The sequence below is a fragment of the Azorhizobium doebereinerae UFLA1-100 genome, from assembly GCF_000473085.1.
GTDB lineage: Bacteria > Pseudomonadota > Alphaproteobacteria > Rhizobiales > Xanthobacteraceae > Azorhizobium > Azorhizobium doebereinerae.
Window position 1 is genome coordinate 43,674 of sequence record NZ_AXBA01000001.1, and the last position, 20,876, is coordinate 64,549.

A 20,876-nucleotide genomic window follows, 5' to 3' on the forward strand; every position below is an offset into this window, starting at 1 on the left:
ATGGGCCGATGAGCGCACCCGTTCGCATCGCCATTGACGCCATGGGCGGGGACCATGGCCCCGACACCATCCTCGCCGGGGTGGAGATCGCCCGCGTGCGGCATCCGGACGCCCAGTTCGTGCTGTTCGGCGACGAGCCGCGCATCACCGCCATCCTCGGCCGCTATCCCGGCCTCGCGGCGGCGGCGCGCATCGTCCACACCGAGGTGGTCGTGGGCATGGACGACAAGCCGAGCCAGGCCCTGCGCCGCGGCCGCTACCGCTCGTCCATGTGGCGGGCCATCGACGCCGTGAAGGTGCACGAGGCCGACGCCGCCGTCTCCGCCGGCAACACCGGCGCGCTCATGGCCATGGCCAAGGTCAATTTGCGCACCATGCCCGGCATCGGCCGCCCGGCCATCGCCGCCATCTGGCCGACGCTGCGCGGCGAGAGCATCGTGCTGGATGTCGGCGCCTCCATCGGCGCCACCGCCCAGAGCCTGATCGAGATGGCCATCATGGGCAGCGCCATGGCGCGCACCATTCTCGACATCGAGCACCCGACCGTCGGCCTGCTGAACGTGGGCGTCGAGGAGATCAAGGGCGTCGAGGAAGTGAAGGAAGCCGGGCGCATCCTGCGCGAGGAGGGGGTGCCGGACGTGCACTACCACGGCTTCGTGGAAGGCAACGACATCGGCGCCGGCACCGTCGACGTGGTGGTGACCGAGGGCTTCTCCGGCAACATCGCCCTGAAGACCGCCGAGGGCACCGCCAAGCAGCTCGCCAGCTACCTGCGCGCCGCCATGGGCCGCAGCTGGCGGGCGCGCATCGGCTACCTCTTGGCGCGCGACGCCTTCAGCGTGCTGCGCGAGAAGATGGACCCGCGCCGCTCCAACGGCGGCGTGTTCCTCGGCCTCAACGGCGTGGTCATCAAGAGCCACGGCGGCACCGACGCGGAAGGCTTCGCGGCGGCGGTGGACCTTGGCTACGACATGGTGCGCCACCACCTGCTGCAACGCATCGAGAACAGCATCGTCAGCCGCCCGGCGGCGGCAGCGCACGGCGTGGAGCCGGCGGAAGCGGAAGGACAATCGTGATCGGCTTGCATTCTGTGGTTCGCGGCGTGGGGTCCTACCTTCCGCAGAAGGTCCTCACCAATGCCGATCTGGCGCACATGGTGGACACGTCCGACGAGTGGATCGTCCAGCGCACCGGCATCCGCGAGCGCCATATCGCGGCGGATGGCGAGTTCACCTCGCACCTCGGCCTCAAGGCCGCCCAGGCAGCGCTGGTCGACGCCGGCCTGACCGCCGCCGACATCGACCTCATCATCCTCGCCACCTCCACGCCGGACCAGACCTTCCCGGCGACGGCGGTGACCATCCAGTACGAGCTGGGCATCACGCGCGGGGCGGCGTTCGACCTCCAGGCGGTGTGCTCGGGCTTCGTCTTCGCCCTCGCCACGGCGGATGCGCACCTGCGCATGGGCAGCTTCAAGCGGGCGCTGGTGATCGGCGCGGAGACCTTCTCGCGCATCCTCGACTGGCAGGATCGCGGCACCTGCGTGCTGTTCGGCGACGGCGCCGGCGCGGTGGTGCTGGAGGCGGTGCCGGAGGCCGAGGCGCAGGGCAGGGGGCTCCTGACCTCGCATCTGCGCTCGGACGGGCGTCACCGCAGCAAATTGTTTGTGGACGGCGGGCCGTCCTCCACCGGCACGGTGGGGCACCTGCGCATGGAGGGCCGCGAGGTCTTCAAGCATGCGGTGGGCATGATCACCGACGTGATCACCGACGCCTTCGCCGCCACCGGCCAGTCGGCGGACAGCATCGACTGGTTCGTGCCGCACCAGGCCAACCGCCGGATCATCGACGCCAGCGCCCAGAAACTGGGCATTGCCCCGGAAAAAGTCGTCACCACGGTGCAGGCCCACGGCAATACCTCTGCCGCTTCCATCCCGCTCGCGCTCGACGTGGCGCGGCGCGACGGGCGCATCAAGGACGGCGATCTGGTGCTGCTGGAGGCGATGGGCGGGGGCTTCACCTGGGGTTCCGCGCTTCTGCGTTGGTAAATAACGCATTAAGAGCGTTGACCGTGCTCCGTCCGAGTGGATAGGTTCACGCGTTGGTGTCCTCGAGGGGCCGGGAAGACACATGGCTGGACGGACCGTGACGCGTGCCGATCTGTGCGAGGCCGTCTACCAGCAGGTAGGCCTGTCGCGCACGGAATCCGCAGCGCTGGTGGAGATGGTGCTGCGCGAGATTGCGGACTGCTTGGCGAAGGGCGAAACCGTCAAGCTGTCCTCGTTCGGCTCCTTTGTGGTGCGGAGCAAGGGCGAGCGCGTCGGGCGCAACCCCAAGACCGGCGAGGAAGTGCCCATCGAGCCCCGCAGGGTGATGGTCTTCAAGCCTTCCAGCATCTTGAAGAATCGCATCAACGGGCGCACAGGGAAGCCTTCCGGTCGCGATTAAGGAGCCGCGAGGCACGTGGTTGACGCGAGGCATCTCGATAAGTCCCCCGACGCCTTCCGCACCATCAGCGAGGTGGCAGACGAGCTTGAGCTGCCCCAGCATGTCCTGCGCTTCTGGGAAACCAAGTTCACCCATATCCGCCCGGTGAAACGGGCCGGCGGCCGGCGCTATTACCGGCCGGACGACGTGGAGCTGCTGCGCGGCGTCCGCCACCTGCTCTACAGCGAAGGCTACACCATCAAGGGTGTGCAGAAGATCCTGAAGGATCAGGGCGTGCGCCATGTGCAGGCGCTCGGCTACGAGGACGTGGGCATCGGCCTGCCGCCGGTGGCGGCGCCCGCGCCCGCTCCGGTCCCCGGCGCGGACGGCGGCGGGCTCGGCGGCCTGCTGGGCGGGCTGATCCCGCGCCGTCGTGGCCGCGGCGCCCCGGCGGAGGACGGCCCCGCGGGCCATCATGCGGACGAGCCGCCGCTGCCGTTCCCGGACTTCGCCAGCTTCACGCCGCGCACGGAAGATCCACCGCCGGCCCGCGCCGAGCCGCAACGCCCGGCCGCCGCCCGCCGGGCGGAGCCCGGCTTGCGCGCCGGGACGCGCCCGGACGACGACGACATCTATCGGGCCGACGACGGTTTCCGCGCGGACGACGAGCTGCCGGAGCCGCCGCGCCGCGCGGCGCAGCGGGAGGAGCCGTCCTTCGGCCCGGCCCAGCGCCGGCCCGTGCCGCCGCCGCAGCGCCCGAGCCGGGGACCGGCCTCGCGTATCCCCGAGCGCCCGGCGGCGCCGGAGCTGGATGATCCGCTGCTGCCCTTCTTCGATGATGAGGAAGCGGTGGACGAGCCGATTTCCGAACCGCTGGACGCCCGCATCCGCCGGCTCAAGGAGGCGGCGCCCCCGCCGCCGCCGGAGCCCGGTCCGCCGGAGGAATATATCCCCGCCCGCGCCCGCAAGCGGCCGCCCGAGCCGCCCGCCGCTCCGGCACCGCGCGGCCTCGATCCCCGCTCCCGCGCGGACCGCGCCGAAGCCGACGGTTTCGGCCCGGCCGACGAGTACGAAGACGACGACATGTACGACGCCCCTCGCGCCGATACCCGCATGCCCCCGCAGGGCGCGCCGTCCCGGCCCCGCGCCGCCGCCCCGGAAGCCTACGCGCCGGACGACTTCGCCCCGCAGGAGCGCCATGCCCCGCAGGAGCGTTACGCCCCGCACGAGCGTTACGCGCCGCAGGGCGGTCATCCCCCGCAGGGCGGTCATCCCCCGCGCCAGGCCGAGCCGCCTTATGCGGCGCAGGCCCGCCAGCCGACGCCGCGCCAGCCGCCGCACGGCGGCTGGGAGCCGGAGGAGCCCTATCTCCAGGCTCCGCCGCCCGGTCGGGGTCCGGAGCGCGGTGCCGCCCCGCCGGTGAGCACCGCCCGGCCGGCGCCACGCGATCCCTTCTTCGATCCGCCGCCCGCCACCCCGGCGCCGCCGGTGGCCGCCGCCGGCCGCCTCGGCCCGCTGCGCGGCCCGCTGGAGGAATATGATCCGGACGAGCTGGACGAAGGCGCGCCGGGCGCCTGGGCGGCCGACGCCCGCGCCCCCCGTGCACCGCAGCGGCGCGACGAGCGGCGCTACGATATGCCCGAGCCGCCGGCCTATGCCGCGCGGGGCGGGGAGGGGTGGCGCCACGATCCCGACGAATACCTGCCGCCCGAGCCGCATCGCCCCGGCCCGCCGGAGCAGTATCTGCCGCCGCACCTGCGCTCGGAGCCCCGCCTTGCGGGCGCGCCGCAGCCGCCGGCGCCTGTGCTCTCGCGCGACGACATCAGCCGCCTCCAGGCGGCCCTGTTTGAACTGACGGAATGCCGGCGCATCATCACCGCGCTGGACGATCCCCAGGGACGCGGCACCGACTGAGTCCCTCTGCGCGCCTTAACAGAACGTAAAAAAACCGCGCCGGCGGTGGGAACCCACCCGCCGGCGCGGTGTTTGATCTTTGCAAGTCCATGTGCGGTCCACCGGACGGCAACTCTATGTGCCGTGCTGATCGGGAGACAGCCCGCCGCGCGCCGCACGTCGGGGCCGGCACGAGGGTCCCGGCATGAGGGCGCCGGCATGACGATCCCGTTCCAGATGCGCTGCGGCGGCGGGACGGGCGCGGAGGGGATGAGGCTTAGGGTTCGATCGCGGTCAGGCTGTCATTGACCACGGAAAGGGCGACCTTGGTGACGCCGGAGCCGTGAAAGCCGAGCTCGGATGCGGCGGCTTTCGACACGTCGATGATGCGACCGCGGACAAAGGGGCCCCGGTCATTGATGCGGACCACGACCGTGCGTCCGTTCTTGAGATTGGTGACGCGAACCTTCGTACCGAAGGGAAGCGAGCGATGGGCTGCCGTTAGGGCGTTGGGATTGAAACGCTCGCCACTGGCTGTGCCGCGTCCCTGCCAATAGTAGGACGCGATGCCGGTCTGTTTGGGCTCGGCGGCCGAAGCCGACGTGCCGATACCGGCCATCGTCAGTGCAAGTGAACCAAGCAGAAACCCCTTTCGGATCTCCATTCCCGCAACCTCCATGATTGTTGATGGAGTGCCGCCAATGGCCGTGCATTAAGGCGAGAATGTCACGCGCAGCAGGCGAGACAACGGTCCATACAACTAGAGAGGTATAGTGCGGCTACTCTTGTGCACTTATCCACAAGCCTGTGGCCGAAAAGTCGCAATCTTCTCTTGACGAGCTTAACTCTATAGATCCGGCATATACTACCGCCACATCGGGAATTTCTTGATTGAATATCAGTGCACTATCCGCCGACGGCCCGTTGTGTTTGCGTATAAAGGGCGACCTTACGCACAGCAGCGCGCGTCTATGCGCGAACAGCGGCGATCCACAGGTCGGACTTTTCTAACCAAGCTCGGAAGAAATCCGGCTCGGCAGCAGTTCTCCTTCGCGCTGCAGCACGGGATAGGCGGTTCCCGCCACGAGATGCGCGTTCACGCGCTTCAGATCTCGCACCACATCCAGTTGCAGGCCGCTGGTCTCCGCCGACTCGATCTGGCCGGCGCGCAGCCGGTCGAAATGGCTCTGCGTCGCCTTCGTCTCCAGGTCGCGGAACACCGCCTTCTCGGCGGCCAGCAGGCGTGCCGTGCGCGCGTCGTTGGTCATGAACAGGGCGCCGGCCGTGCGCAGGTTGGCGATGACGCGCTCCACCATGGCGGCGATCTCGCTCTGGCCCTCCGGTGAGAACACCAGCCCGCGCTTCAGGCGCTTGGCGGCCAGCGGCAGCAGCGAATTGTCCAGCACGTCGCCCGCATGCTCCATGTTGGTGGAGAAGGCGAGGATCTCGTCGAGCCGCCGGTGGTCGTCCGGGCTCAGGGCGTCATTGTCGAGCCGCATGAGATAGGCCTGGATCGCCGAATTGAGCCGGTCGAGCACGTCATCCAGCCGCTGCGCCTCGGGAATCCGCGCCCGCATGTCCTTCTCCAGCGCGTCGCGGGTGCAGGACAGCATGGTTTCCAATATGTCCGCGAGCCGCAGCGCCTCGCGCGCCGCATTGCCCAGCGCCACCACCGGCGTGTCAATGGCGATCGGATCGAGATAGAGCGGCCGGGCCGGATCGCTCTCCTGCACCTTCACCGGGAACAGGCGCCGCAGCAGATTGGCGAAGGGATCGAGCAGGGGCAGGAAGACCACCGCCAGCACCAGGTTGAACAAGGTGTGGAAGTCGGCCACGGCGCGGGCGGTGGCCGGCTCGATGCCCACCAGCAGGCGGCTGATGGGGTCGAGCAGCGCCAGCGCCACCACCGTCCCCACCAGGCGGTTGAGCACGTTGCCGAACGGCAGGCGGCGGGAAGCCGGATCGCTGGCGGAACTCGCCTCCAGCAGGGGATTGAGCGCGCTGCCGAGATTGGCGCCGATCACCAGGGCGAGCGCCGCCTCCGGCGCGACCACGCCCTTGGCGCCCAGCGACATGGCCAGCAGCACCACGGCGACGCTGGAATGGGCCACCCAGGTAAGCACGGCCGCCACCGCGACCGCCACCACCGGCTGGGTGGACACCGCGCCCATGAGCATCCTGAGGCTGGGCGCATCCTCATAAGGGGTGATGAGATCGATCAACTGGTGCAGCGACAGCAGCATGAGGCCGAGGCCGATGGCCACCTTGCCGATGTCGCGCGGCGTCGGCCCGCCAGCGCGCCGGTACATCATCACGCCGATGAGGATGAGGGCCGGGGACAGGGGCGAGATATCGAAGGAGAGCACCTGGACCACCAGGGTGGTGCCGACGTTGGCGCCCAGCATCACCGCAAGCGCCGGAACGAGGTCCACCAGCCCGGTGGCGGCGAATCCGGCCACCATGAGGCCGGTGGCCGTGCTGCTCTGGAGCACGGCGGTGACGCCGAGCCCGGCGAAGAAGGCGTGCACCCGCGTCTTCAGCGCGCCGGCCAGGAAGCTGCGCAGGCGCGGACCGAACGCGCTCTGCACGCCGCTCTGCACCATATGCGTGCCCCACAGCAGCAGGGCGATGCAGCCGGCGAGGTCAAGCAGGGTCACGGGAAAGGTCAAGCGCGCGCTCCTCGGCTCCGCTACCGCTGCCGAACATGGCACGGAGGGATGCGGCGTCAACCGGAGGCGGTGATCCGGGGACAACCGGATTTCAGGCTTGTCGGCGCCGACCCGATGGTCTAACTCTCCGCCCCACGTCGGAACGCCGCGCCAGCGGGCAGCGTTTTTCCTTCCGGGAAAACGCAGGTTCAGGGCCTATGCGGGACGGCGGGTTCAGAGCGGTGCATGACGGGCAGTAGCGCAGCCCGGTTAGCGCACTAGTCTGGGGGACTAGGGGTCGTGGGTTCGAATCCCGCCTGCCCGACCAGTCATAAGCACATGGCTCCGGCGTTCAGCCGGTGGCCGTCGCTCTGAAGAAAGAGCCGGGATGGTCTGCCATCCCGGCTCTTTCTGTTTCGGGCGCGCCCACTTCCCATCTCCGCTTCCGCCCTCACGCCCTCCTCCACGTCCTCCTCCACCTGGCTCCCCTCCGTCCGGCCTGCCAGGCGGTGGCCAATCCCACCCATCCGAAGGGGCGGCGGCAGGCCAATTTCGGCCGCGGCAGTGGACAGGGAAAAGGCCCTGTGAGATGTTGCGGCGTCATCATAGAACCAGCATGGCTCCCATGCTGCCGTTCTCGCGTCGTTGGCGTTTTCACGCTGTCGGAACGACGCCCGTCGATGAGGTTTGGACCGCTGGCGAATCGATACGCGATGCCAGGGGCGAAGTTGATCGAAATCTAGCTGGGGGCCATTCATGTCTGAGCAATTCGAGAAGGCGACGGCGCTCATCCGCCGTTATTCCTACTGGTCGGCTGGCTTCGGCCTGATCCCCGTGCCGGTTCTTGATTTCGCGGTCATCACCGGCACGCAGGTCAAGATGCTGGCTGATCTCGCCAAGATCTACGGCCGTGAATTCTCCGCCGATCGCGCCCGCGTCGCCATCGGCGCCCTGCTGGGTAGCGCGCTGCCGGTGGCCGTCGGCACCGGCACGGTGTCCGCCCTGAAGTTCGTTCCCGTGGTGGGCCAGATCGCCGGCGTGCTGCTGGTTCCGGCGCTCGCGGCGGCGTCCACCATCGCGGTCGGCCGCGTCTTCGTGCAGCATTTCGAGACCGGCGGCACGCTGCTGGACTTCGATCCGGACGAGATGAAGGCCTATTTCATGCAGGAGTTCGAGGCGGCCAAGGCGCGGGAAGGCGCCACCGTCGAGGAAGCTCCGGTCCAGGCCGCGCCCGTGGTGCCGCCTGCGCCTCCCGCCCGCGAGCCGAAGGGCGCCGCGGTCCCGGCCTGAATCGCGCAGGGCGCAGCGCACCGGCGCCCTCGCATCTGCCGGTGATGGCATGACCACGGGGCCGGCACGGCTCGTGCCCCGTATCGCCACCCGGCGAAGCGCCTGCACCGCATCCGGCCCGCGCTGTCTGTGCGCCCGGCTCGGCATTCCGCATGGAATATCTCCGGGGCGCTGCTGCGCAGGCCCGGCTTCCGGTCTCCCGCGTCCTGCGGGAGATTGCGTCTGCTGCCAATACCGTTTGGACGAGCGAGCGTGTCGATACGATGATGGTCGGGCTGTACATCCTGTTCTCAGTGCTCGTCGGCTTCATGGCCATCGGGCGGAGTGGCGGATTCTTCCTCTATTTCATCCTGGCCATCGTGCTCACCCCGGTGATCTCGCTCATCATCCTGATCATCGCGACGCCGATGGTGGTGGATGTGGACGGCGAGCCGGTGAAGAAGCGAAAGCGCGCGTGACGACCAGGATGCGACACCTCATCTGGCCGCCGGCCTTCGCTTTGCAGATTCCCTCCCATGGATAGCGCCACCTCCCGCCCCACGCCCGAGCGCCCGCCTTCGGCCCGGCAACGGATCGGGCGTGCCGCGCACCGCCTGATCCACCGGGAGCGGCGCGGGGTGATGCTCGCGCTGCTGGTGCTCATGTTCGTGGTGGCGGCGCTGGCGCCGAGCATCTTCATCACCGTCCCGTCCGGCCATTCGGGGGTGCTGTGGCTGCGCTTCTTCGGCGGCACGCGCACCGCCAGCCCCGGGCTCGGCGAAGGGCTGCACATCATCTTCCCCTGGGACCGCATCTTCATCTACGACGTGCGGCTGCAGGAGGACGACGAGACCTATGACGTCCTCACCCGGGAAGGGCTGCAATTCTCCATCCGCATCACCTTCCGCTGGCGGCTGAACGCGGCCACCCTGCCGCGCCTGCACCAGGAGATCGGGCCGAACTACCTGACGGTGCTGATGGTGCCGGAGATCGGCTCGGTGGTGCGCTCGCGCATCTCGCAATACGAGACCGAGGAGTTGTTCTCCACCCGCCGGACGCAGATCCAGCAGGAGATCTACGATTTCACCGTGCAGGACGAGCGGGCGAACCGGATCGGCGGCAATGAGGAGCCCCCGGGCGGCCCCAACTTCGTGTCGCTGGTGGATGTTTTACTCAAGGATGTGGTGCTGCCGCCCCGCCTCCAGACCGCAATAGAGCGTAAGCTTGAACAAGCACAGATCTCCCAGGAATACGTCTTCCGCATCGAGCGGGAAAAGCTGGAGAGCCAGCGCAAGCTGATCGAGGCGCAGGGCATCCAGGCGTTCCAGCAGACCGTGCAGCAGGGCATCTCCGAGACCTACCTCAAGTGGCGGGGCATCGAGGCGACGCTCCAGCTTGCCGCGTCCAACAACGCCAAGGTGGTGGTCATCGGCGGCGGCGGCTCCCAGGGCCTGCCGCTGATCCTGAACACCGGCGACGCCGCCGCGCCGGGGCCGCGCGTGGGCAAGGCGCCGGCCGACCTGCGCGACGCCGACACCGCCCACAGCGGCCAGTTGAGCGGCTCCATCGATATGACGCCGCCGCGGGCGCCGGTGCAGATCGGCGCAGGCGCCGCCCTGGGCGCGCCGTTCGCCGTGGACCAGGCGGCCAACTCCGGCAGCCAGCCCCCGCAACTGCCGCAGGCGCCCACCCGCACCGACGAGACGTCCCGGCCACGGGCGGTCGCGCCGCCCACCAAGCCCGCTCCGGAATTCCTCCAGGCGCTCGGCGAGCGGTTCGGCTACCGGCTCGAACCCATCGCCCCGGCAAGCTCGGACCAGGTGGCGCCGAACGCCCGGCCGGAATAAGCCGGCTCAGGCCGGCGGCTAGAGCCCGAGCAGCGGCTCAAGGTCCTCCGCCAGCGCCGCCATCAGCGGCGCGCGGTCATCCTGGAAATAGAAGTGCCCGCCCGAGAACAGGCGGCTGCGCGCGCCGCCGGCGCCCAGCGCGGCCCAGGCAGCGAAGCTCTCCGGGCTCACCTGCGGGTCGTCGGCGCCGCCATAGAGCAGCAGGGGCGTGGCCAGGGCCGGCTCGGGCTGGTGGATGTGCGTCTCCACCGCCTCCAGATCGGCGCGCATGATCGGCAGCAGCATCGCCATCATGTCCGGGTGGTCCAGGATCGCCTGGGGAATGCCGTTGTAGCGCGCGCACATGGCGGTGATGAAATCGGCATCGGACAGGCCGTGGATGGGCGACTGCGGGTTCGGCAGCGTCGGCGCCCGCCGTCCCGACAGTGCCAGCGCCAGCGGGGCCGGCGCGCCCATGCGGCGCAAGGCGAGGGCCAGCTCATAGGCCACCAGGGCGCCCATGCTGTGGCCGAACAGCGCGTAGGGGCGGGGCGGCAGGTGGGAGACCTGGGCGGCCAGGCCCTCGGCCATGGCGCGGATGCGGCGCAGCGGCGGCTCGCCGAGGCGCGCCTCGCGGCCGGGCAGCTGCACCGCGACCGGCTCGATCCACTCCGGCAGGTCGCGACGCCAGGGAAAGTAAAGCGACGCGCCGCGCCCCGCATGGGGGATGCAAAGCAGGGTCAGCCGTGCGGCGGGCCGGGCGGGAGGGGCGACGAACCAGGCTGACATGGGCGTTTCGACGAGGCTCCGTGCGATGGGACGATGCGGACCGGCCGGGCAATCCTGCGGCACCTTATCTCAGATCGGCCGTTTCCTGGCGCGTGGAATATGGTCTAAGCCTTTGGACATGTGCGCGTCTTCGTGACGCGAATCCGGAAGGCCCGCCGCCGTGCAGCCCCTCGCCCCGCAAGCCGCCGCCACGCCGGCGCTCAGCCCGGACGCCGTGGACGTCCGCTGGCTGTTCGTGGACGACGTGGGGCCGGACCACTGGCCGCGGCTCACTTCTTTGCTCGACGACGGCGAGCGGGAACGGGCGTCCCGCTTTCACTTTGCCCAGGACCGCGACGCCTATGTGGCGGCGCATGCGCTGGCCCGCGCGCTGCTCGCCGCGCACGGCGCCGGCGTGCCGGGCGCGCTGCGCTTCGCCGCCACCGCCCACGGCAAGCCGGAACTGGCGCCCGAGGACGGCGCGCCGCCGCTGCGCTTCAACCTGACCCACACCCGCGGCCTCGTGGCGGTGGCCGTGACGCTGGACAATGATGTCGGCGTCGACGTGGAGGCGATCAATCCCGCCCGCCTGTCGCTGGAGCTTGCGGCGCGCACCTTCGCCCCCGCCGAGATCGCCCATCTAAGGGGCCTGCCGGCGGCAGACCTGCCCGAGGCGCTGTTCGGCTTCTGGACCTTGAAGGAAGCCTATATCAAGGCCGTCGGCCGGGGCCTGTCGCTGGGCCTTGAGACCTTCGCCTGCCGCCTGTCGCCGCCCGGCATCAGCTTCGCGCCCGCGGCGGCGGACAATCCCGCCTGCTGGCGCCTGGAGCGGTTCGCGCCGTCGCCCGGCCATGCCCTCGCGCTGGCGCTGCGCCATGCGGCACCGGCGCGCGTGCGCGTCCATGCGGGGCGGATCACCGGACGGGAAATGCTGGCCCTGCTCGATGGGGCGCCGGCCCCCTGAGGCGGAACAGGCCGGCGGCGCTCCGGCGCGAGTTGTCAGGCTGGGTGCCGGCCGCTATCAACGTCGGGCCCGGCATGGGGGAGGGGTGACATGGCGGACCCGATGACGGCTTCTCCGGGCTGGTGGACGCTGCTCAGCGACCCGGCCTTCCTGGCCGACCCCTATGCCGAGCTGGCGCGGCGGCGGCAGGCCGGCACGGTGCAGCGCGATCCCGAGACCGGCATCCATTTCGTGCTCGGCCATCGCGCCTTCACCCGCATCGCCAAGGCCCCGCAGATGGGCCGCGACACCCGGCTGTGGACCGGCGGCTGGGCGAGCCCGGAATATGCCGCGGCGGACCCGGTGGGCTACGACCTCCTGTCCCAGTTCCAGCCGCAGATGATCAACAGCGATCCGCCCGATCACGGCCGCATGCGGGCGGTGTACGAGCCCGCCTTCCGGCCGCAGGCAGTGGCGGCCCTTGAGGCCATGGTCCGCGCCGAGGCCGAGCGCCTGATCGCCGCCATGCCGGCCGCCGGCGTGGTGGAGATGATCGCGGCCTTCGCCGGCCCGCTGCCGCTGCGCGTGCTGCGCAACCTGTTCGAGATGCCGGCGGAGATGGACGCGGATATCGCCCGCTGGAGCGCCGCCCTCATCAAGGTGGGCGACATCATGATGACGCCGGAGCAGAAGCGCGGCGCGCTCGATGCCCTCACCGAATTCAAGGCGGTCCTGAGGGAGCATCTGGCGGCGCGGCGCGGCTGCCCGCACGCCGGCATGATGGGCAGCGTGCTCGCCGCCGCCGAGACCGGCACGCTGAACGAGGAGGAGACGCTCACCAACCTCGTCTCCATGCTGATCGCCGGCCACGAGACCACGGTGACGCTCATCGGCAACGGGCTGCTGCTGCTGCTGCGCAATCCCGGCGAGATGGCGCGCCTGCGCGCCGACCGCAGCCTGATGCGCACGGCGGTGGAGGAATTCATGCGCATGGAGCCGGGGGGCAACATGATCCTGCGCATCGCGCGGGAGGACATGGAGGTGGACGGCGTGACCATTCCCGCCGGCGCCCCGGTGCTCGGCCTCATCGGCGCGGTCAACCGCGACCCGGAGCGCTTCGCCGATCCGGACCGGCTGGACATCGGCCGCACCGCCAACGCCCACCTCACCTTCGGCGGCGGCATCCATTTCTGCGTCGGCGCGCCGCTGGCCCGCCTGGAGGCGCAGGTGGCCTTCGACATGCTGCTGGACCGCTTCCCGCAGTTGGAGCTGGCCGGCGCGCCGCAATGGCGGCTTGACCGCATCAATGCGCGCGGGCTCGGCGAACTGCCGGTGCGGGTGGGAGCCGCCGCGTCATGAGCGTCGGCATCGAGGCCCTGAACATCCATGGCGGCGCGGCCTATCTCGACGTGCGCGAATTGTGCGCGCACCGTGGGCTCGACATCCCGCGCTTCGAGAACCTGCTGATCCGCGAGAAGACCGTGGCCCTGCCCTGGGAGGACCCGGTGAGCTTCGCGGTCAATGCCGCGCGCCCGATCCTGGATCGCATGACGCCGGAGGCGCGCGCGCGCATCGAAATGGTGGTCACCTGCACGGAATCGGGCATCGATTTCGGCAAGTCGATGAGCACCTATGTGCAGGATCTGCTCGGGCTCGGGCGCAACTGCCGCCTCTTCGAGATCAAGCAGGCCTGCTATTCCGGCACCGCCGGGCTGCAGATGGCGGTGAACTTCATCCTGTCCGGCACCTCGCCCGGCGCCAAGGCGCTGGTGATCGCCACCGACATCTCCCGCTTCGCCCTGGCGGATGCCGCCGCCATCCAGGAATGGGCCTATTCCGAGCCCACCTCGGGCGCGGGCGCCGTGGCTTTGCTGGTGGGCGAGGAGCCGCACGTGCTGCGCATCGATCCCGGCGCCTACGGCAACCATGCGTTCGAGGTGATGGACACCTGTCGTCCCGGCCCCGACACCGAGGCCGGCGACGCGGACCTGTCGCTGATGGCTTATCTGGAATGCTGCGAGGGCGCGTTCAAGGACTATGCCCGGCGGGTGGAAGGCGCGGATTTCCGCGAGAGCTTCGCCTATCTGTGCTTCCACACCCCGTTCGGCGGCATGGTGAAGGGCGCCCACCGCCATCTCATGCGACGGCTCTACAAGGCCGCCCCCGCCGAGATCGAGGCGGACTTCGCCCGCCGGATGGCGCCGAGCCTCGCCTATGGCGCGCGGGTGGGCAACACGGCCGGCGCCTCGGTCTTCCTGGCGCTGGCGGGCGTCATCGACACTGCGGGCCTGACTGCGCCGCAGCGGGTCGGGCTGTTCGCCTACGGCTCCGGCTGCTGCTCGGAATTCCTCAGCGGGGTGGTGGGCGAAGGCGCTCCCGGCCTGCTGGCCGAGATGGGCATCGCGCGGAAGCTGGATGCCCGCTACCGGCTGTCCATGGCGGAATACGAGCACCTGCTGCGCGGCGAGGGCATCGCGCGCTTCGGCACCAAGAACCTCGCCATCGACGCCGGCGCCGTCCCCGGCGCGCGCCGCAACGCCGACGGCACACCCCGCCTCGTGCTGGAGGCCGTGGTGAACTACCATCGGCAGTATGCGTGGGTGTGACGAGCCCGCGCCGAAGGAGATATCCGTGACTGACGATGCCGTCCTCGCAACCCTGATCGCGCAGATCCGCGACGTGGTGCCCGAACTGGAGGGGCACCCCATCGCCCGCGCGGATTCCATGGTGGACCTCGGCGTCAACTCCATCGAGCGCAACGAGGTGCTGCTGCTCACCCTCCAGGCGCTCCAGCTCGACATCTCCCCGACCAAGCTGGTCGGGCCGCGCAACATCGGCGAACTGGCCGACCTGCTCCATGCCAAGCTCGCGGGCTGAGGGCGCGCCGCCGGTCGTCACCGGCATCGGCGTCGCCAGCGGGTTCGGCTATGGCAAGCAGGTCCTGCGCACCGGCCTTCATGCCGGCGCGGACGTGTTCGGCGTGCTGGCCCGGCCCGGTCGGCAGCCGGCCGGGGCGGCGACGCCCTTCATCGGCGTCGAGATGCCCGATCCTCCGGACGTCCTTCCCAAGCGCATCGCCCGCACCGCCGGCCTGTCCGGCCGGGTGGCGGTGGCGGTGCTGGGGGAAGCCTGGACGGAAGCGGGCCTTGCCGACGTGGATCCCGCCCGCATCGGCCTCGTGGTCGGCGGCTCCAATCTGCAGAACCGCGAAGCCGTGCTGGCCCTGACCGCCCACGGGGAGGGGCGGGCGATCCTCTCGCCGCATCTGGGTTACAGTTTCTTCGACACCGACATTTGCGGCCTGTGCTGCGCCGCCTTCCCGATCCGGGGCTTCTCGCTCACCGTGGGCGGCGCGTCCGCCAGCGGCGCGGTGGCTGTGCTCCAGGCGGCGGAGGCGGTGCGCAGCGGGCGGGTGGACGCCTGCATCGCCCTCGGCGCCCTCCAGGATCTGTCGCATGTGGATCTCGCCGCCTTGCAGGCGCTCGGGGCACTGGGGCCGCGCCACGCGCAGGCCGAGGCCGCGCCGGGAGCCGCATGCCGTCCGTTCGATCGCGGCCGCGACGGCTTCGTGTTCGGCGAGGCTTGCGCCGCCCTCGTCCTGCGCCGGGCGGACGACCTGCCGGCGGGTGCGGCGGCCTATGGCAGCATCGTGGGCGGCGCCCACCGGGCGGACGGCCACCGGGGGCCGGACCCGTCGCTGGAGGGGGAATTGCGCGCCATCCGGCTGGCGCTGGCCGACGCCGGCATCGGCCCCGACGCCATCGACTATGTGAACGCGCACGGCACCGGCACGCCGCTGGGCGATGACACCGAGGCGGCGGCCCTGCTGGAAGCGGGCCTCGCCACGGCCCGGATCAACGCCACCAAGTCCATCCTCGGACACGGCATCGCCGCCGCCGGCGCCATCGAGGTGGCGGCGACGCTGCTCCAGATGCGCGACGGGCGGCTGCACCCCACGCGCAACCTGAAGACGCCCATCGTGCCGCAGCTCGGCTGGGTGGGCGAGACGTCGGAACGGCTGGAGGTGCGGCATGCCTTGTCGCTGTCCTTCGGCTTCGGCGGCATCGACACCGCGCTCGTCCTGCGCGCGCCGGGAGCGTGAGATGGAGATGTCCCCGTCCGACCTGACCTCCCGTCCCTGGCAAACCCTCGCGGTGCAGGTGGCGGACGGCGTGTGCCGGGTGCGCCTCGGCGGGCGCGAGGGCGGCGGCACCATCACCGCCGGACTGGTGGCGGAACTGGGCGCCGTGGTGGCCGTCTGCGCCGACATGGCGGCCCGGCCGGCGATCACCGTTCTGGTGCTGGAAGGCACGCCGACGGTGTTCTGCGCCGGCGGCGACCTGGCCGGTGCCAGCGGCCAGGACCAAGCGGACGATCCCGCGCCGCTCTATGACCTCTGGACGCGCCTTTCCACCGGGCCGTTCGTCTCGATCGCCTTGGTGCAGGGCAAGGCGACGGCGGGTGGCGTGGGATTTGCCGCCGCGTGCGATGTGGTGCTGGCCGCCCGGAGCGCCAGCTTTCAACTGCCGGAACTGCTGTTCGGCCTCTATCCCGCCTGCGTGCTGCCGTTCCTGGCCCGCCGGGTGGGCATGCAGCGGGCCCATCAGCTTGCCCTCGGCACGCGGACCATCGATGCGGCGGAGGCCCTGGCCTGGGGGCTGGCCGACGCGGTGGAGGCGGACGCGGAGGCGCTGCTGCGCAGCCATCTGGTCCGCCTGCGCCGGCTCGGCAAGCCGGCGCTCGCCCGGTACAAGGCCTATGCCGCCGGCGTGGCGGATACGATCGAACGCTGCCGGCCGGCGGCGCTGGCCGCGAACCGGGAGATGTTCGCCGATCCCGATGTGCGGGCGAACATCGCCCGCTATGTAACGGAACTGAAATTCCCCTGGGAGCCGTGACCCCTGGCGCGCGGGGTCAGGCCGGCACCGGCACGGGCCGGAAATCGGCGATGCGCACCTGCGGCGCAGCGCCCGGCCGGCGCCCGCCGGCGACGAAATCGCGGTTCAGCAGCGCGATGGACAGCAGGAAGATGAAGGTCTGGTTCTCCTTGGTGCTGATCTCCGCCGGATCGCGGGACAGCACCTTCTGCGCGAGCGCGCGGGCGAAGCGCTGGTCGATGAAGGGGAGCTTCGCCAGCTCCGCCTCGGAGAGCACCAGCTCCAGATAGTCCGGCCGGAGGCTGGCGAAGGCGGCGCTTTCCGGCGCGCGGTAGGGGAACTTGCGCTTGCGCACCACCGACGAAGGCAGGCAGTCGGCAAAGGCGGCGCGCAAAAGCGCCTTCTCCTCGAAGCCGTCGTCGAACCGCAGATTCACCGCCGAGGCCAGCGCCACCACCGCCGGGTCGAGGAAGGGGCAGCGGTTCTCCACCCCATGGGCGAGCGCCATGCGGTCGCCCTGGGTGGAGAGCAGATAGCCGGGCAGGAGGGTCTGGTACTCCAGCCACTGCGCCTTCTCCACCGGCGTCATGGCGGCAAAGCCGGGCTCCTCGGCCGCCAGCCGGCCCACGGCGGCGAACGGATCGCCGGCCTGCTTCAGCAGGCGGGCGGAGAAGCGGCCGTTCTGGAACCGCAGCTCGTGCGAGAACAGCCCCGGCAGATGCTCCCGGGAGAATTGCTGGTAGAGGCCGGTGGTCGCGGCCACGTCCTGCGGCCCGTAATGGCTGAGATGGGGATAGAGCTGGGCCAGGCGCTCCGTGCGCGTCGCCTCGTCCAGGCTGTCCCAGTCGGCGCGCAGCCGGGTTTCCTTGAACAGGTCGTAGCCGAGGAAGGCCTCGTCCGCGCCTTCCCCGCTCAGCACCACCTTGACGCCGCTCGCGCGCGTGCGCTGGGACAGCAGGAACATGGGCACGAAGGCGCTGCGGAACGCCGGCACCTCCGCATGGAACACCGCATCGGGAAAGGCCGCCACCATGTCCGCATGGCGGATGCGCAGGGTGCTGTGGCGGGTGTCGAGGGCGGCGGCCAGTTCCTGCTGCTCGGCGGACTCGTCGAATTCCGCGTCCTCGAAGGCGATGGAGAAGGTGGACAGCCGGGGCAGGGCGTCGCGGGCCAGCCGGGCGATGATGGCGGAATCGAGCCCGCCGCTCATATAGACGCCCACCTCCACGTCGCTGCACAGGCGCAGCGCCACGCTCTCGCGCATCTGCTGGCGGATGCGCTCGATCGCCTCCCCGCGCGAGCCGATGGCCGGGCCGTCGTCGAAGGCGATGCCCGAGAAGCGGCGCAGGGTGGCGCTCGTCTCGGTGAGGGTGAGGCAGGTGCCGAGCGGCAGGCTGTCGATGCCGGAGAAGCCGGTCTGGTGCGGCAGCGGAGTCCACTGGCCGAGGATCGCGGCCAACTGGTCCGGATCGAAGGCGAAGCCGAAGCCCGGCACCGCCAGGAAGGCCTTCATCTCCGAGGCGAAATAGAACGTCCCCCGGTGCCACGCGTAGAACAGCGGCCGCTTGCCGTAGCGGTCGCGGGCGAGCACCAGCGTCGCCGTCCGGCGATCGTAGAGCGCGAAGGCAAAGCCGCCGTTGAGGCGCGGCAGGCAGGCCTCGCCCCATTGCAGCCACGCCTGGAGCAGCACCTCGGTGTCGCTGTGGGTGCGGAACGGCCGCCCCAGCGCTTCCAGTTCGGCACGCAGCTCGCGGTAGTTGTAGATCTCACCATTGTAGCAGAGCCAGTAGCGCTCGCCCGGATCGCAGACCGGCTGGGCGCCGAGCGCCGGATCGATGATGGCGAGGCGCGCCGTGCCCATGGCGCAGGTCGCGTCGAGAAAGGCGCCCGCATCGTCGGGGCCGCGATGGGCAATGGCACCCAGCATGGCGCTCACCGTCCCGGTCGCGCCGGGGTCGCGAGAGGCCGGGCCGAGAAAGCCGACGATGCCGCACATTTTCCAGCGTGCTCCCGCGTGGCAGGCGTGGGTCAGGACGCGGCGCGGGCCGCGGTCTTTTCGGTCACATAGGCGCGGATGCTGGCGAGGCTCACCAGCACGTTGCCGGTCATGTCCTCAAGGGCGAAGGTGATGCCGTATTCCGCCTCCAGGAAGCGATGCAGCTGCACGTAGCCGAATGAATCCATCACCCCCTCGCGGAACAGGTCGGTGTCCTCGGGAAAGGACGCGTCGAACTCCACGAGGAACTGGTCCTCGATGAAGCGACGGATCTTGTCGGTGTCCGGGGACATGGTCATCGTGTCTCGGCCGCGCAGGGACCGCCGCCAGGGCGAATGCAATCCAAGCTAGTGGAGTTGCGCCGCCGGAGGCAAATGGAATGTGCGTGGATGCACGCTCCCCGAGCCTGCCCTCCACGAGAACCGGGGATCGCGGGCGGCGCGCCCGGCACGCGCCTTGACGGGCGGAGAGGCATCTTCCTATCTTGCGCCCGGGCAATCGAAGATCAGCGCTGGCCACGGCTGGAACGGTTGGGTGACTTGCCGGATCATTGCAGGCGCGTGGCTGAAACATGTATGTGCTGCGCCTTCTCTATGCCGGGTCCGGGGAAACGCCCTGGCGCGGCCTCGTCATCACCTGCATCGCCGGCATCGGCAACGTCACGCTGATCGGCCTCATCAACATCGCGGCGGAGCGGGCGGCCCTGGGCCGGCCGGTGGGGCTCCAGCTGCTGACGCTCTATCTGCTGGCCTTCGGCGTGTTCTATTTCGCCGACCGCATGTCGCTGCGCGAGGCGAACCGCCTGTTGCAGAACGGCCTGGAGGCGCTGCGGCTGCGCATCGTCGACAAGATCCGCACCTCCGAGCTGCGTACCCTGGAGAATATCGGCCAAGGCGAGATCTATGCGACCGTGGTGCAGGAGACCAACCACCTCTCGCAGACCTTCCCGCTGCTGGTCAGCGCGGCCCAGAGCCTCGGCCTGCTGGGTTTCTGCCTGCTCTACATCGCCATGCTGTCGCAGGCCGCCTTCCTGGTGATCACCGGCGTGACGGTGCTGGGCGTGCTGATGTTCTGGATCCGCCGCCGCGGCCTGCGGCACGCCATGTTCTCGGTGCACGCCCAGGAAGCGGTGATGCTCACGCAGCTGGCTCATTATACCGAGGGCTTCCAGGAAATCCGCCTCAACGCCGACAAGAACGATGCGCTGCACCGCTCCTTCATCGATGTGGTGGAGACGCTGGAGGAGAAAGTGGTCGGCATCGGCCGCCAATGGGTGGTGCTTCTCCTGTTCAGCAATGCCTTCCTGTATTTTCTCGTCGGCGTCGTCATCTTCATCCTGCCGGCCTTCTTTTCCGGCTATACGGACATCATCTACAAGCTGTCCGCGGTCGCCATATTCTGCGTCGGCCCGGTGACGGCGGTGACCTCCGCCGCCCCGCTGTTCGACCGGGCCGAGACCGGGCTTGAGCATGTCTTCAACCTGGAGCAGCGGCTGGACGCGGGCGCGCTCGGCCCGTCCGAGGCCTCGCCGGAGGACTTGGCGCGCCTCGCCGACTTCCGCGAGATCAGCCTCGCCTCGGTCAGTTTCGGCTACCACAAGGAGCACGAGCCCAGCACCTTCGCCGTGGGGCCGTGGAACCTCTCCTTCCGGCGGGGCGAACTGGTGTTCATCACCGGCGCCAACGGCAGCGGGAAGTCCACGGCGCTGAAGCTCATCTGCGGGCTCTACCAGCCGGACGGCGGACAGATCCTGGTGGACGGCATCCCCGTGCGGCGGGGGCTGGTGCAGGCCTATCGCGAGCTGTTCTCGACCGTCTTCACCGACTTCCACCTGTTCGAGCGCCTCTATGGGGTCGAGGATGTGGACCCCGAGCGCGTGAATGCACTCATCGCCCGCTTCGAATTGTCCGGCAAGGTCAGCTATGCGGACGGGCGCTTCTCCACCCACGACCTTTCCACCGGCCAGCGCAAGCGGCTCGCCATGATCGTGGCGCTGCTGGAAGACCGGCCCATCTATCTGTTCGACGAATGGGCCGCCGACCAGGACGTCCGGTTCCGCGAGATCTACTACCTCGAACTGCTGCCGGAGTTGAAGCGGCAGGGCAAGACCATCATCGCCGTGACCCACGACGACCGCTTCTGGTCGGTGGCCGACCGGCGCATCACGCTGGACCTGGGCGAGATCCGCACCGTCCCGGCCGCCCTGCCGGCCCCGCAGGAGGGATGAGCG

At 70.0% G+C, this 20,876-nt stretch carries 19 protein-coding genes and 1 tRNA gene; 15 read left to right on the plus strand and 5 right to left on the minus strand.

Features of this window, described 5'->3' with window-relative positions:
* Nucleotides 1–8: 8 nt before the first annotated feature.
* The 4 genes from plsX to YU1_RS34870 all read left to right on the plus strand — a co-directional run bounded on the left by plsX (nt 9) and on the right by YU1_RS34870 (nt 4,340).
* A complete protein-coding gene (gene plsX, locus YU1_RS0100230) occupies nt 9–1,076 on the plus strand; it encodes a phosphate acyltransferase PlsX (RefSeq protein ID WP_029002365.1) in 1,068 nt (355 codons plus the stop codon).
* Nucleotides 1,073–2,047, plus strand: a complete 975-nt coding sequence (locus YU1_RS0100235; protein WP_156921880.1) for a beta-ketoacyl-ACP synthase III — start codon at nt 1,073–1,075, stop codon at nt 2,045–2,047. The genes plsX and YU1_RS0100235 overlap by 4 nt, the downstream gene beginning before the upstream one ends.
* Before the next feature lie 82 nt (nt 2,048–2,129).
* Entirely contained in the window at nt 2,130–2,447 is a 318-nt protein-coding gene (locus tag YU1_RS0100240; protein WP_029002367.1) for an integration host factor subunit alpha, read from the plus strand.
* Between the two features lie 15 nt (nt 2,448–2,462).
* Nucleotides 2,463–4,340 carry a MerR family transcriptional regulator gene (locus YU1_RS34870; RefSeq protein ID WP_425339130.1) on the plus strand — a complete coding sequence of 626 codons (1,878 nt, stop codon included), beginning with the start codon at nt 2,463–2,465 and terminating at the stop codon, nt 4,338–4,340.
* Nucleotides 4,341–4,596: 256 nt separating this feature from the next.
* On the opposite strand, the gene YU1_RS0100250 is transcribed toward YU1_RS34870, so the two are convergent.
* Both YU1_RS0100250 and YU1_RS0100255 read right to left on the minus strand, forming a co-directional pair.
* Nucleotides 4,597–4,983 (minus strand): septal ring lytic transglycosylase RlpA family protein, encoded by a 387-nt coding sequence (locus tag YU1_RS0100250; protein WP_029002368.1) that lies wholly within the window; start codon nt 4,981–4,983, stop codon nt 4,597–4,599.
* 343 nt (nt 4,984–5,326) lie between these two features.
* A complete protein-coding gene (locus YU1_RS0100255; protein WP_029002369.1) occupies nt 5,327–6,988 on the minus strand; it encodes a Na/Pi cotransporter family protein in 1,662 nt (553 codons plus the stop codon).
* Nucleotides 6,989–7,217: 229 nt separating this feature from the next.
* Here YU1_RS0100255 and YU1_RS0100260 point away from each other — a divergent pair.
* The 4 genes from YU1_RS0100260 to YU1_RS27165 all read left to right on the plus strand — a co-directional run bounded on the left by YU1_RS0100260 (nt 7,218) and on the right by YU1_RS27165 (nt 10,083).
* A tRNA-Pro gene (locus tag YU1_RS0100260) sits at nt 7,218–7,295 on the plus strand.
* Between the two features lie 428 nt (nt 7,296–7,723).
* Nucleotides 7,724–8,257 (plus strand): YcjF family protein, encoded by a 534-nt coding sequence (locus YU1_RS27160; protein ID WP_051356309.1) that lies wholly within the window; start codon nt 7,724–7,726, stop codon nt 8,255–8,257.
* Nucleotides 8,258–8,409: 152 nt separating this feature from the next.
* Complete coding sequence (locus tag YU1_RS33895; protein WP_198018766.1) at nt 8,410–8,715, plus strand: hypothetical protein; 306 nt, start codon at nt 8,410–8,412, stop codon at nt 8,713–8,715.
* Nucleotides 8,716–8,772: 57 nt separating this feature from the next.
* Nucleotides 8,773–10,083 (plus strand): prohibitin family protein, encoded by a 1,311-nt coding sequence (locus tag YU1_RS27165; RefSeq protein ID WP_156921882.1) that lies wholly within the window; start codon nt 8,773–8,775, stop codon nt 10,081–10,083.
* Nucleotides 10,084–10,101: 18 nt separating this feature from the next.
* Here the strand turns inward: YU1_RS27165 and YU1_RS0100285 are convergent, their stop codons facing one another.
* On the minus strand, nt 10,102–10,851 hold the full coding sequence (locus YU1_RS0100285; protein ID WP_029002372.1) for a thioesterase II family protein: 750 nt from the start codon (nt 10,849–10,851) through the stop codon (nt 10,102–10,104).
* Between the two features lie 160 nt (nt 10,852–11,011).
* Here YU1_RS0100285 and YU1_RS27170 point away from each other — a divergent pair, with 160 nt between their 5' ends.
* The 6 genes from YU1_RS27170 to YU1_RS0100315 all read left to right on the plus strand — a co-directional run bounded on the left by YU1_RS27170 (nt 11,012) and on the right by YU1_RS0100315 (nt 16,671).
* Nucleotides 11,012–11,794 carry a 4'-phosphopantetheinyl transferase family protein gene (locus YU1_RS27170; protein WP_051356311.1) on the plus strand — a complete coding sequence of 261 codons (783 nt, stop codon included), beginning with the start codon at nt 11,012–11,014 and terminating at the stop codon, nt 11,792–11,794.
* Between the two features lie 90 nt (nt 11,795–11,884).
* Nucleotides 11,885–13,132: a cytochrome P450 gene (locus YU1_RS0100295; protein ID WP_051356312.1), complete on the plus strand. Its 1,248-nt coding sequence runs from the start codon at nt 11,885–11,887 to the stop codon at nt 13,130–13,132.
* Nucleotides 13,129–14,379 (plus strand): hydroxymethylglutaryl-CoA synthase family protein, encoded by a 1,251-nt coding sequence (locus tag YU1_RS0100300; protein ID WP_029002374.1) that lies wholly within the window; start codon nt 13,129–13,131, stop codon nt 14,377–14,379. The genes YU1_RS0100295 and YU1_RS0100300 overlap by 4 nt, the downstream gene beginning before the upstream one ends.
* Nucleotides 14,380–14,404: 25 nt before the next feature.
* A complete protein-coding gene (locus tag YU1_RS0100305) occupies nt 14,405–14,650 on the plus strand; it encodes an acyl carrier protein (RefSeq protein WP_035713089.1) in 246 nt (81 codons plus the stop codon).
* The gene (locus YU1_RS0100310) at nt 14,631–15,875 is read left to right on the plus strand and encodes a beta-ketoacyl synthase N-terminal-like domain-containing protein (RefSeq protein ID WP_029002376.1); all 1,245 of its coding nucleotides are present in this window, start codon (nt 14,631–14,633) and stop codon (nt 15,873–15,875) included. The genes YU1_RS0100305 and YU1_RS0100310 overlap by 20 nt, the downstream gene beginning before the upstream one ends.
* A gap of 1 nt (nt 15,876) precedes the next feature.
* The gene (locus YU1_RS0100315; RefSeq protein WP_051356314.1) at nt 15,877–16,671 is read left to right on the plus strand and encodes an enoyl-CoA hydratase/isomerase; all 795 of its coding nucleotides are present in this window, start codon (nt 15,877–15,879) and stop codon (nt 16,669–16,671) included.
* Nucleotides 16,672–16,687: 16 nt separating this feature from the next.
* Here YU1_RS0100315 and asnB read toward each other — a convergent pair whose 3' ends face one another.
* Entirely contained in the window at nt 16,688–18,646 is a 1,959-nt protein-coding gene (asnB, locus tag YU1_RS27175) for an asparagine synthase (glutamine-hydrolyzing) (protein ID WP_051356315.1), read from the minus strand.
* Between the two features lie 32 nt (nt 18,647–18,678).
* Nucleotides 18,679–18,945 carry an acyl carrier protein gene (locus YU1_RS0100325; protein ID WP_198018768.1) on the minus strand — a complete coding sequence of 89 codons (267 nt, stop codon included), beginning with the start codon at nt 18,943–18,945 and terminating at the stop codon, nt 18,679–18,681.
* A gap of 272 nt (nt 18,946–19,217) precedes the next feature.
* On the opposite strand from YU1_RS0100325, the gene YU1_RS31655 reads away from it, so the two are divergent.
* Entirely contained in the window at nt 19,218–20,873 is a 1,656-nt protein-coding gene (locus YU1_RS31655; RefSeq protein ID WP_029002379.1) for a cyclic peptide export ABC transporter, read from the plus strand.
* Nucleotides 20,874–20,876: the final 3 nt, after the last annotated feature.